The 9,441-nt window shown below is 55.2% G+C and carries 19 protein-coding genes; 10 read left to right on the forward strand and 9 right to left on the reverse strand.

Annotated elements, in window-relative coordinates; all coding sequences use genetic code 11:
• Positions 1 to 7: 7 nt before the first annotated feature.
• The 5 genes from Q3Y53_RS05380 to Q3Y53_RS05400 form a co-directional block, all read right to left on the reverse strand.
• The gene (locus Q3Y53_RS05380) at positions 8 to 793 is read right to left on the reverse strand and encodes a J domain-containing protein (protein WP_303533722.1); all 786 of its coding nucleotides are present in this window, start codon (positions 791 to 793) and stop codon (positions 8 to 10) included.
• Between the two features lie 15 nt (positions 794 to 808).
• Positions 809 to 1,474 (reverse strand): SDR family oxidoreductase, encoded by a 666-nt coding sequence (locus Q3Y53_RS05385; protein WP_303533724.1) that lies wholly within the window; start codon positions 1,472 to 1,474, stop codon positions 809 to 811.
• A 56-nt stretch (positions 1,475 to 1,530) separates the two neighbouring features.
• Positions 1,531 to 1,743 (reverse strand): hypothetical protein, encoded by a 213-nt coding sequence (locus Q3Y53_RS05390; RefSeq protein WP_226425363.1) that lies wholly within the window; start codon positions 1,741 to 1,743, stop codon positions 1,531 to 1,533.
• Positions 1,744 to 1,851: 108 nt separating this feature from the next.
• Complete coding sequence (locus tag Q3Y53_RS05395; RefSeq protein ID WP_303533726.1) at positions 1,852 to 2,061, reverse strand: hypothetical protein; 210 nt, start codon at positions 2,059 to 2,061, stop codon at positions 1,852 to 1,854.
• A 184-nt stretch (positions 2,062 to 2,245) separates the two neighbouring features.
• Positions 2,246 to 2,545: a hypothetical protein gene (locus tag Q3Y53_RS05400; RefSeq protein ID WP_303533728.1), complete on the reverse strand. Its 300-nt coding sequence runs from the start codon at positions 2,543 to 2,545 to the stop codon at positions 2,246 to 2,248.
• 128 nt (positions 2,546 to 2,673) lie between these two features.
• On the opposite strand from Q3Y53_RS05400, the gene Q3Y53_RS05405 reads away from it, so the two are divergent.
• Positions 2,674 to 2,829, forward strand: coding sequence for a hypothetical protein (locus Q3Y53_RS05405; protein WP_226425365.1), 156 nt, complete (start codon positions 2,674 to 2,676; stop codon positions 2,827 to 2,829).
• A gap of 305 nt (positions 2,830 to 3,134) precedes the next feature.
• Complete coding sequence (locus Q3Y53_RS05410) at positions 3,135 to 3,299, forward strand: hypothetical protein (RefSeq protein ID WP_226425366.1); 165 nt, start codon at positions 3,135 to 3,137, stop codon at positions 3,297 to 3,299.
• A gap of 135 nt (positions 3,300 to 3,434) precedes the next feature.
• Here the strand turns inward: Q3Y53_RS05410 and Q3Y53_RS05415 are convergent, their stop codons facing one another.
• Complete coding sequence (locus Q3Y53_RS05415) at positions 3,435 to 3,599, reverse strand: hypothetical protein (protein ID WP_226425367.1); 165 nt, start codon at positions 3,597 to 3,599, stop codon at positions 3,435 to 3,437.
• 82 nt (positions 3,600 to 3,681) lie between these two features.
• Positions 3,682 to 4,020 carry a phenylpyruvate tautomerase MIF-related protein gene (locus tag Q3Y53_RS05420; protein WP_303533732.1) on the reverse strand — a complete coding sequence of 113 codons (339 nt, stop codon included), beginning with the start codon at positions 4,018 to 4,020 and terminating at the stop codon, positions 3,682 to 3,684.
• 158 nt (positions 4,021 to 4,178) lie between these two features.
• On the opposite strand from Q3Y53_RS05420, the gene Q3Y53_RS05425 reads away from it, so the two are divergent.
• Genes Q3Y53_RS05425 through Q3Y53_RS05435 form a run of 3 tightly spaced genes read left to right on the forward strand, consistent with a single transcriptional unit; the run spans position 4,179 to position 6,188 of the window.
• Positions 4,179 to 4,520 carry a hypothetical protein gene (locus Q3Y53_RS05425; protein WP_303533734.1) on the forward strand — a complete coding sequence of 114 codons (342 nt, stop codon included), beginning with the start codon at positions 4,179 to 4,181 and terminating at the stop codon, positions 4,518 to 4,520.
• A 13-nt stretch (positions 4,521 to 4,533) separates the two neighbouring features.
• Positions 4,534 to 6,009, forward strand: coding sequence for a glycosyl hydrolase family 57 (locus Q3Y53_RS05430; protein WP_303533736.1), 1,476 nt, complete (start codon positions 4,534 to 4,536; stop codon positions 6,007 to 6,009).
• Between the two features lie 56 nt (positions 6,010 to 6,065).
• A complete protein-coding gene (locus tag Q3Y53_RS05435; protein WP_255613766.1) occupies positions 6,066 to 6,188 on the forward strand; it encodes a hypothetical protein in 123 nt (40 codons plus the stop codon).
• Positions 6,189 to 6,293: 105 nt separating this feature from the next.
• On the opposite strand, the gene Q3Y53_RS05440 is transcribed toward Q3Y53_RS05435, so the two are convergent.
• The gene (locus tag Q3Y53_RS05440) at positions 6,294 to 6,455 is read right to left on the reverse strand and encodes a hypothetical protein (RefSeq protein ID WP_303533738.1); all 162 of its coding nucleotides are present in this window, start codon (positions 6,453 to 6,455) and stop codon (positions 6,294 to 6,296) included.
• A 227-nt stretch (positions 6,456 to 6,682) separates the two neighbouring features.
• On the opposite strand from Q3Y53_RS05440, the gene Q3Y53_RS05445 reads away from it, so the two are divergent.
• From Q3Y53_RS05445 to Q3Y53_RS05460, 4 genes are all read left to right on the forward strand, one after another.
• Positions 6,683 to 6,856 (forward strand): hypothetical protein, encoded by a 174-nt coding sequence (locus tag Q3Y53_RS05445; RefSeq protein WP_226425372.1) that lies wholly within the window; start codon positions 6,683 to 6,685, stop codon positions 6,854 to 6,856.
• 35 nt (positions 6,857 to 6,891) lie between these two features.
• Entirely contained in the window at positions 6,892 to 7,050 is a 159-nt protein-coding gene (locus Q3Y53_RS05450; protein ID WP_226425373.1) for a hypothetical protein, read from the forward strand.
• 255 nt (positions 7,051 to 7,305) lie between these two features.
• A complete protein-coding gene (locus Q3Y53_RS05455) occupies positions 7,306 to 7,431 on the forward strand; it encodes a hypothetical protein (RefSeq protein ID WP_255613767.1) in 126 nt (41 codons plus the stop codon).
• 32 nt (positions 7,432 to 7,463) lie between these two features.
• On the forward strand, positions 7,464 to 7,829 hold the full coding sequence (locus tag Q3Y53_RS05460; protein WP_255613780.1) for a DUF1499 domain-containing protein: 366 nt from the start codon (positions 7,464 to 7,466) through the stop codon (positions 7,827 to 7,829).
• A 7-nt stretch (positions 7,830 to 7,836) separates the two neighbouring features.
• Here Q3Y53_RS05460 and Q3Y53_RS05465 read toward each other — a convergent pair whose 3' ends face one another.
• Entirely contained in the window at positions 7,837 to 7,977 is a 141-nt protein-coding gene (locus tag Q3Y53_RS05465; RefSeq protein ID WP_226425375.1) for a hypothetical protein, read from the reverse strand.
• An 87-nt stretch (positions 7,978 to 8,064) separates the two neighbouring features.
• Between Q3Y53_RS05465 and Q3Y53_RS05470 the strand changes: the two genes are divergently transcribed.
• Positions 8,065 to 9,441, forward strand: coding sequence for a DUF2130 domain-containing protein (locus Q3Y53_RS05470; RefSeq protein ID WP_226425376.1), 1,377 nt, complete (start codon positions 8,065 to 8,067; stop codon positions 9,439 to 9,441).

A 9,441-nucleotide genomic window follows, 5' to 3' on the forward strand; every position in this document is an offset into this window, starting at 1 on the left:
CAACGCGTTATTGAACCAACGACTGGTAGGCCTCATTGACGCGTCGAAAAGCTTCCGCCGAACCACCGAGATCGGGATGATGCTGCTTCACCAGTTTTCGATGCGCCTGCTTGATCTCCGCCAGAGACGCATTGGCGTCCAAGCCCAACACCCTTAAAGCTGCACGGCGTGGATCACGGGCATCGCCATCGTCCTGACGATCCGTTTGACGTTGATCCGTTCGGGTGCGGCGACCCTGCCTTCTGGAACCTGATCGGTCCTGGCGCTGACGCAGCTGCTCCACCACCCGCCGTGGATCCTCATCCAGCCATTCACTGGCGCGAACTCCAAACAACGCAAACGCCGCCAAAACTGCCGTTGTTTGCTTGTTTGGTTTGGCTCCCACCGCTGCAATGAGATCTGTTCCCAGGCCAGGAACCAGTCGGTCCAGTCGCTGATCAAGAGTTAAGTGGGCAGGGAAACTACTGCGGTTGAGCTGATCAACCAAGACCTCCAACCCGCTCTGACGCAGTGCCGTCCATCCTGACTGCTGGGCGAGGGCCTGCCCCCATACCCGCACCTGTTGGCTGCTGATGCGCGGTTGAGCTTGCGCCGATGGCTCGCTCCAAGGGCGATGGGATCTGGGTTCCGTACGAATGCGTTGGCGTTGCTGACGTTGCAGTCGCTCCAACTCACGGTTAAGCCGCGACAGCTCGCGGCGTAAGGCGTCGTTCTCCGCCAGCAACGCCTCAACATTGCTGGTGACCCGTTGTTCAGGGCGTCCGCCTGACCAATGACGCGGATCAAATCCCAAAGCATGTCTCCCGTCTCACCACGGCAACAACTCACCATTGGCATGCCAGAAGCTGCCGCTGGTGGCCAGCGTCAAGCCATCAATCCGGGCCAACAGCCCCTTCACCGACTGCTCGGGCGGAATCCCGCTGGGATTGAAACGAATCATGCGGGTGCGCACCAATCCGGGATGCAAAATCGCCACAGCGATGCCCCGCGGTTCCAGATCAATCGCCAACGATTTTCCAGCCATGTTGAGGGCCACCTTCGACATCCGATAGCCATAGGAGCCTCCCGAGCTGTTGTCGTCGATGGACCCCATGCGGCTAGTCATCAGCACCAACTTGGCTCCGCTGGGCATCTGATCCACCAAAGCCCTGGCCAGCAGCAAAGGAGCAAGGGCATTCACCTCAAACTGTCGACGAATGCCATCGGGATCCAAATCCATTAGGCCCATCGACTGCAAAATCCCGGCATTGAGGATGACGCCATCGAGGGGCAAGCCATCCAGACGCTGCTCCAAGTCATCAATGGCTTGGCTATCGCTCAACTCAAGGCCGGATTCCACCCTCACCCCCAGGCCCTCCAGTTCATCACTGGCTTGCCGGCAAACCGCCACCACATCATCGCCTCGGGCCTTGAGCTGGCGGCAGTATTCCAAGCCGATCCCACGGTTTGCGCCGGTCACCAGAAACGTCGCCATTGGGAGGTTTCAGCAACCGCCATCCTGCCGGCTCTTGCGTCACACCACCGAATGAATCACGCCAAAAAATCTCCATCGATGCCGTACTGGTGCAAACACTGCTTCACCGTGAGCACCGAAACCGTGCTGCCGGTCTCTGAATCCACCAGAAGGTAAGGACAGCCTCGGAGCACGCAGCACCGCCGTGCATCGATGTAGGCATCAAAAGCATTGGCATGGGAACACTCCTCCACCCAACCTTCACTGCTGAGATACCGCGTGAGGATCATGTCCAAGACGCCTGGGCCACTGGTTATGGCTCAGAACTTTCCGCATCCCAGGAAGTGCCTTGAAGTCTTCGGGATCGCAACGGCCCGAGAAGGCCGAAGCAAGGCTGATCAATGGGATTCAGCTGCCCCCTGCACAACGGTGACCACCTGATTCCAGGTGGCATGCACCACGCGATAGGTCTTCAAAGTGGCGCGTGATTTGGTGCGGGCGTTCACAAAGGCTTTGAACTCCGTTTTGAAGCAGATCTCCTGGATCCACTGACCTCCCGTATCAAGCCTCTCGATGCAATACATCAGAGATAAAGCAGTTAAAAACATCACAACCGCAAACCATTTGCTGAGCACAAAATCAAAAGGTGCTGTTCGGGATCAATCAAAAAAAAGCCCCCGCGATTTGCGGAGGCTCGGGTGGTGTGAGGAGTCGACGATTTTGCAACTGCCGACCCTGATTTCATAGCCCGATTTCAGATCAGCAGCGGGCCAAGCCACAAAGCTTTATCCACTACAGATAAAGAAGACTGGCGCGACAGCGACGGAGCGCATCACGCACAGCTTCCAGCCTCGTCTCGTCCGGCCGCTGCAGCCCGGCAGGCACCACCATCACATCATCCGCATCCAGATGAACCCGTGCCGAGAACCAGGTGCCAGGTCCTGGCACAGACGCACGGCAGATCGGATCCTGGTTTTCGTCCAAACGTCGCTCGATCAACCAACTCTCCACCCGATCCAAGGGCTGAAAGGCCGTTGAGGCAGAAGCCACAGGCGCCATCAGGGTGAGCAGCAAAAAACGCAAGGCCTGCATCACAAGGCTTGGGCGAGCGAAGAAGCGCACCCATCGTCACAGAGAACACCTGTTCAGCCGCACCGTTGCGTTAGAAGAGCATCCTCGCGAAGCCGCCGATGCCGTTATTTCGCTGTGAGGGATGCTCCATGCGCATCGAACGCTCGATGGCGGCTTACTGGCGCAACAAGGGGAAATTGCTGTGTTCATCATGTCTCGACCGCCAGGAGATGCCTCTGAAAACGACCGAGAACGGCCAAAAGCAAGGCTCTTCCGAATTCCGTGCCAACAGCAACAAAAGCTGACGCCAGCTGTGGGAATGATGCCTTTGTAATTCCCTCCCCCTTGATCCATGGGTTTCCTCGCCGTCGCCGGATGCGTGCTCCTGGCTTCCGCCATGTCTGCTGCACTCACCACCAAGCCTTCTAAAGCCTGAGCGTTTGAAACGCCGGTGCAAATCTGAACAAAAACCGGGCCAGCCCCGGTTTTTTTGTGGCGGTGAACCTTTAGCCATGGATCTTTTCTCCCACCAAAGAGATTTAGAACTGCAAATCAAATGTGCAAGCCGCCCCCTTGCGGCTGTAGATCCTTGATCCACTGAGCGATACCCATGGAGAGCATCAGTCGCATCTGCGCCACGTCCAAGGGCACAACCATTGATGCCATCGGCCAGGGCCGCTACCGCGTCTGCAGTCGCCATGCGGTGTGCTCTGACGTTGAAGGTCTTTGGCAGGCCTATGAAATCCTGCGGCGCCAGGAACAATCCCTAAGTTGATTGCTGAGGCCAGGAATAAGTATCAACACTTACAGCACTTGAGTGTTCAGCACGTAACAATTGGCGCACCCCGGTGAGGGGTAATGCGTCGACTCCGGGAGGGCCTAGGGAACCCTCCTTTTTTATTGGGCGTTTTTAGAAATTCAGAGTTCCTGCACTGTCTTCCCCGAACTCCAGGTAAAGGCAGCGGGCATCTTCAGCACGACCGCAATCAATCAGGTGCTGGACCCGCTCACGCCACCACTGCGACACACCAGAACCCAACTCCTTGTTGGGCAGACCACCGAAGGATTCACTCACAGAAATCATCCGTGCTGGGAAAACGCTAAGCAAGATGATCGAGGGCGTGACTTGGCTTGTTACGTGCTGTTGGCAGCTGTTGTTACCCAAAGGTGGTGCCGTTCCACCCCCAACAGCTCGCCTGCACATCCTCAAAACCGATGTACACCCGGTTGGCAGGAATTCCGGTGCGTGCCTGAATCAGCTCACAGAACGCAGCTGTCATCGCAGGCGGACGCAGGGCACCGATCGACTTCACCTCCACATAGGCACAGGGCTCGAGGCTGCCGGCGAAGGTCATCGGCACGCCTGTCTCCAGGAGCGTCATCACGTAGGCCTCCGGCTTGCCCGTCTGGTTGGCCAACTCGGACGAAAGGGCCTGCAATAACGCTGATCCATCCTTCAACGCTGGCAGCGACGTGCGCACATTGATCAGAGGCATCGGCTCAAGAATGCTGGCAGAAGCTTGGCACTCTCAAGCTATGAGTGCCAAGACCTAGCTGTTGATCAAATTGAAATATTTCCAAAAGCAAAGACCATCAACCTGAACAATTCGAACAGAGAAAGGCTCATAAATTGCACACAAAAGTGATCAGCTCAATGATCATTCTTCACTTTTTTGGCCTCGGAGACGTTCTGCGTCGCTATGAACTCGAGCAGATTACCGGCCTGGCAATCCAAGGCTTCAGGCCACTCAGCCTGGATGAATTGATGCACTGGTCGCAAAACATGGCCGACCAGAACCAATGGGATGGCGAGGCAATTCGCCACGACGTGCTGAGCACTTGGCTTGATCAAGCCGAAGACATCACCCGCTGGAGGAATTGTTTGAGTCAGGCACCTGCTGAGGTTGAACTGTTGGCCGGCATTGGCGATCAGCACACTTGGCGTGATCATTGGGAAGGCTTGCTGCGCCAAACACCGCGCGCCGGCTGGTCATAACGAGCGGAGTGCAATGACAGGCTGTCCACCGATCAGCGGACGAGAAGCGGACGTCGCCGCTGTGATGCTCAAACCACGGCAGGTCTGGTCGAACAGCGGGATCGAGCTTGAACAAGTGCGTTCCGGCTTTGCCTGCGCTCTCCACATGCACCAACCGACGGTGCCGGCGGGAGTGAACAACAACTTGATCTCCCATCTTCAACACATGCTGGATCACCCCAATGAGGGTGATAACCACAACGCAGAACCATTCGCCCACTGCTACCGGCGTCTTGCTGAACTGCTGCCTGAACTGATCAACGAGGGCTGCAGCCCAAGAATCATGCTCGACTACTCGGGCAATCTGCTCTGGGGGATCGAGCAGATGGGGCGTCACGACATTGGCGATGCACTCCACTACCTCGCCTGTGATCCTTTGATGCAGAGGCACGTGGAGTGGCTTGGAACTTTCTGGAGCCATGCCGTAGCTCCATCCACACCCATCCCAGACCTGAAACTGCAAATCAGCGCCTGGCAACAACAGTTCGTGGCCTGTTTTGGCAGCGCTGCACTGGAACGGGTCAAGGGTTTCTCTCCACCGGAGATGGCGCTACCCAACCATCCCGACACCCTGTTCGAATTCGTCAAAGCCCTCAAAGAAGCGGGGTATCAGTGGCTCCTGGTTCAAGAGCACAGCGTTGAATGCATGGACGGCAGTCAACTGCGGCGCAGCCAATGCTTTGTGCCGAATCGGCTTCTTGCCAGGAACAGCCAAGGCGAGGAGATCAGCATCACTGCGCTGATCAAAACCCAGGGATCTGACACCAAACTTGTAGGCCAGATGCAGCCTTATTACGAGGCATTGGGTTGCGAACGGCAACGCTTGGATGACGTCGAGGTGCCATCACTGGTGAGCCAAATTGCCGATGGAGAAAACGGTGGGGTGATGATGAATGAATTCCCTGAAGCCTTCCGGCAGGCCAACCGCCACATCCGTGACAACCCCAACGGCACCGTGGCCATCAACGGCAGTGAATACATCGAAGCCCTAGAGCGCATCGGAGTGAATCCCGATCAGTTCCCCACCATCCAGGCGGTACAGCAACACCGCCTTTGGAATCAAATTGGCCTCAACGCCTCTACAGAAGGCGTTGAGGAGGCCATCAGCAGACTGAGTGCTGACGATTCCAGCTTCAGCATGGAGGGTGCGTCCTGGACCAACAACCTGAGCTGGGTCGAGGGCTACACCAATGTGCTGGGCCCGATGAATCAGCTCAGTGCTCAGTTCCATGCGCTGTTCGATCCATCAGTCGCCGCAGACCCCACAACAACCAGCACCAAGGAATATCAGGAGTCGTTACTGCATGTGCTGCTGCTGGAAACCAGTTGTTTTCGGTACTGGGGGCAAGGTGCCTGGACCGACTACGCCCAGGAAATCCACCGTCGCGGCAAGGAGCTGCTGAGTCAGCCGGATTTCACGAATCCCCCCCAGCCAGGGAACTCAAACTGAGAAGCGCTTTACAGAGCGTTACATTCGTGTAACGTGAGCATGTTCGGGCTGATGGGATGGGCGATTACACAACTGCAATCATTGCCACGCTGGGCATTGGCATCGTCATGACGGCTGCTGTGGTGTTTGCCCTGATGCGACCTAGCGACATGCCACCCATCGGTGAAAATCGCAACTGAGCATGGGTATCGCTACTGAACTACTGATTGCCGCCACCGAAATCGGAATCGCTCTGTTGGTGGCCGTTTCCCTCCCCGTTGCTGAATCCCAAAACTGATTTCGAATCAGGCCACGCCTCTTAAACGGAACTCCGTGTAAATCGAGGCGGCATCGCGCTCACGATCCAGATCTTCGAGGTCGCTGCATCGCGTTTGCATCCAATAAACCGTTTCCCTCCAAATCTCCAGGCGATAACGGCGCTCGAGGTTTTGTCCGGAACCGTCCAAAGTTTTACAAGCATCTTCCGTTAAATCTAGGAAGTACAGATTGAGATCGTTTGGGATGTCAACATTTAACGATCAGCGCTTGATCAAAATCAATCTATAAATAACGAGACGCAATATTTTTCGTCAAAACCAAGTATGCGACAGCTCACATCGTAGACAAAACGTACCCGTTGTTACGACATCAGAGAATCAAGCCAATACCTTGAGTCGAGCCTGTCGAAGTCACCATGGAGCCCATCGCTCTGACACTTGGCCAACAGTTCGATATCGAACAGCGCAGTCGCGATATCAGTGCAATCACCGATGTCAAACAGCTGCAGAAGATCAGCAAAGATCTTCTTTTGGCTTGGCAAGAAGAGATCGCTCGTTCACGCGCAGCAGCCAGCCCACACCTGAAATAACGCTTCGTTACAGTTGGCCGACTCGCTTATGAGTTGTGAATCTGAGCCTGCCTCAGCAATTCGAAGCTGAATCGATCAAACGGTCCATCGACGACACGGACGATCTCGATACGTTGAAAGCTCTGGCACGGGAACTTGCTGATCTCTACATCCGCCAGAGGGCTGCAACAGCCTGGGTGATCGCCGAGAAATAAGCGTCACACTTTGCTGTCGTTTCGCCAACGACGTTCCAAGTGCTGACGGGCCTCATCAACCGTTTGCGCACTGGGCATTGTCGTTTTGTCTCGATAAGGGCGCGTAATCGACCAAAACTTGAAGGCAGAAGCGAGCGCCACCACCACCCACGCGAGCACAATCCAGCCCGGATTCGTCATCGTTGCCCAGCAATGCATTCCATGATGGCGAACGAACAGCGAATTGGGCCTGCATGACCTGCCAACAGTGCAACCGTGGATGCTGAGGTGCGGCAGTTCGTGATCAGCCAACTGGTGGTGATCGCACTACCTGTCGGGACTCTGTTCGGCCTCTGGCTTTGGATGCTCAACTGGAGCGGTCGTTCCCGCAGAGACCAGTGACCTTTCTTGCCGGCCTACTGGCGCCCGTCTTGATGCTGTTCCATCTTGTTGGGCCCGTCCCTGCTGATCTTGGCGTGAGCAACGGGGCATTACGCAACTGCCCGACAACAGCTCACTGCACCAGCCAAACGTGGGAAAGCACCAACCCGATGGCTGAACTCAACAGGCTGAGTGAACTGGTGCAGGAATCGCCGCGGACGGTTGTCGTGGATCAAACCGAGACGTACCTCCATGCCGAAGCCAGCAGCGCTTTCTTTGGCTTTGTGGATGACCTCGAACTGTTCGCTGATCGCGACAACAGCCAGATCCAGGCACGGTCCGAGTCGCGCCTCGGCGACTCGGATCTTGGTGTGAACGCCGCAAGACTGGCGGCGCTGCGGTCCGGGCTGGAAGGCTGAAGCCTGCTTAAACCTTGGCGCGACGCAGTTTGCTCAGATCGGTGATCATTTCCTTGATGCCAACCACGAATCCGATGGCGGCCAGGGCCACGATGCTCAAGATGATCACCGTATCGAGCATTGAGCGTGGATCGATCCAATCGGGCATGGCATGAAGCGTGGGCTGATCTCGTATTAGCCAGAGCCGGATAAAATCCCAGCACGTAGCGCGAACGTTCAACACAAATCGTCAGACATGCACGACATCATCTGCCCTCACTGCAACACAGCCTTCAAGGTGGATGAAGCAGGGTATGCCGACATCCTCAAACAGGTGAGGGATCGAGATTTTGAGCAGCAACTGAATAAGCGACTAGCCCTGGCAGAACAAGACAAACGCAATGCCATCGAGTTGGCCATTGCCAAAAAAGACAGGGAGATGCAAACACTTGAGGGCCAACTCAAGCAAAGTGCACTGCATCAGGAACTTGCAATTAAAGATGCCGTCAACAAAGCGGAGAAGCAGCGGGATCGTATTGCCACTGAACTCCAGCAAATGCGTGAGCAGCAGGCAACAGAACTGCGCCTAGCAGAAACCAAATTCGCCAAAGAAATGCAGGCGATAACACTGCAAAAAGACAATGACGTGAGGGATTTGCAAGCGCAGCTCCAGGCTGGGGCCATGCAGCGCCAGCTAGCCGTGAATGAAGCGGTGAGCTCCATAGAGAAACAACGGGATGCACTACAGAGCGGCTTAAAAGAAGCGGAACTGAAGCATCAACTGGAATCACAATCACTGAAGGACCGCTACGAAGCACAGCTCAGTGACCGGGATCAGGCCATTGAACGCTTGCGCGACATGAAAGCGCGGCTCTCCACCAAAATGGTGGGAGAAACCCTTGAACAACACTGCGAAACCGAATTCAACAGGATTCGTGCAGCTGCTTTTCCGAAAGCCTATTTCGAAAAAGACAACGACGCGCGCAGTGGAAGCAAGGGTGATTACATTTTTCGCGACCAAGACGACCTCAACAACGAAATCATCTCAATCATGTTTGAGATGAAAAATGAGGCCGACACAACGGCCACAAAGAAGAAGAATGAAGATTTTCTCAAAGAGCTGAACAAAGACAGAAACGAAAAAAATTGCGAGTATGCGGTACTCGTCTCCCTCCTGGAGCCTGAAAACGAGCTTTACAACTCAGGCATCGTCGATATGTCTCATCGCTTCCCGAAGACCTATATCATTCGCCCACAATTCTTTATTCCATTCATCACATTGCTCCGCAATGCTGCTTTGAGATCCTTGGAATACAAGGCAGAGCTTGCTCTGGTGAAAGCCCAGAACATTGATGTAACCAACTTCGAGAACGACCTCGAAACCTTCAAAACATCCTTCTCACGCAACTACGACCTCGCTTCGAGACGCTTTCAAACGGCAATTGATGAAATCGATAAGTCGATTGATCACCTTCAAAAAACCAAGGACGCCCTGTTGGGCGCTGACCGAAACCTGCGGCTCGCCAATGACAAGGCACAGGATGTGACCGTTAAAAAGTTGACCAGACGCAATCCAACGATGGCTGCCAAGTTCGCCGATTTGGACAACGCCGCTGATCAGAAATCCGCCTGA

It is taken from the genome of Synechococcus sp. YX-04-1 (genome assembly GCF_030546365.1).
Lineage (GTDB): Bacteria > Cyanobacteriota > Cyanobacteriia > PCC-6307 > Cyanobiaceae > Parasynechococcus.

What these genes read in the sequence shown, in the direction of transcription:
- Q3Y53_RS05385 (WP_303533724.1), bottom strand. Translation starts at nt 1,474, where the DNA reads ATGGCGACGTTTCTGGTGACCGGCGCAAACCGTGGGATCGGCTTGGAA.
- Q3Y53_RS05390 (WP_226425363.1), bottom strand. Translation starts at nt 1,743, where the DNA reads ATGATCCTCACGCGGTATCTCAGCAGTGAAGGTTGGGTGGAGGAGTGT.
- Q3Y53_RS05395 (WP_303533726.1), bottom strand. Translation starts at nt 2,061, where the DNA reads ATGTTTTTAACTGCTTTATCTCTGATGTATTGCATCGAGAGGCTTGAT.
- Q3Y53_RS05400 (WP_303533728.1), bottom strand. Translation starts at nt 2,545, where the DNA reads ATGCAGGCCTTGCGTTTTTTGCTGCTCACCCTGATGGCGCCTGTGGCT.
- Q3Y53_RS05405 (WP_226425365.1), top strand. Translation starts at nt 2,674, where the DNA reads ATGCGCATCGAACGCTCGATGGCGGCTTACTGGCGCAACAAGGGGAAA.
- Q3Y53_RS05410 (WP_226425366.1), top strand. Translation starts at nt 3,135, where the DNA reads ATGGAGAGCATCAGTCGCATCTGCGCCACGTCCAAGGGCACAACCATT.
- Q3Y53_RS05420 (WP_303533732.1), bottom strand. Translation starts at nt 4,020, where the DNA reads ATGCCTCTGATCAATGTGCGCACGTCGCTGCCAGCGTTGAAGGATGGA.
- Q3Y53_RS05425 (WP_303533734.1), top strand. Translation starts at nt 4,179, where the DNA reads ATGATCATTCTTCACTTTTTTGGCCTCGGAGACGTTCTGCGTCGCTAT.
- Q3Y53_RS05430 (WP_303533736.1), top strand. Translation starts at nt 4,534, where the DNA reads ATGACAGGCTGTCCACCGATCAGCGGACGAGAAGCGGACGTCGCCGCT.
- Q3Y53_RS05435 (WP_255613766.1), top strand. Translation starts at nt 6,066, where the DNA reads ATGGGCGATTACACAACTGCAATCATTGCCACGCTGGGCATTGGCATC.
- Q3Y53_RS05445 (WP_226425372.1), top strand. Translation starts at nt 6,683, where the DNA reads ATGGAGCCCATCGCTCTGACACTTGGCCAACAGTTCGATATCGAACAG.
- Q3Y53_RS05460 (WP_255613780.1), top strand. Translation starts at nt 7,464, where the DNA reads ATGCTGTTCCATCTTGTTGGGCCCGTCCCTGCTGATCTTGGCGTGAGC.
- Q3Y53_RS05465 (WP_226425375.1), bottom strand. Translation starts at nt 7,977, where the DNA reads ATGCCCGATTGGATCGATCCACGCTCAATGCTCGATACGGTGATCATC.
- Q3Y53_RS05470 (WP_226425376.1), top strand. Translation starts at nt 8,065, where the DNA reads ATGCACGACATCATCTGCCCTCACTGCAACACAGCCTTCAAGGTGGAT.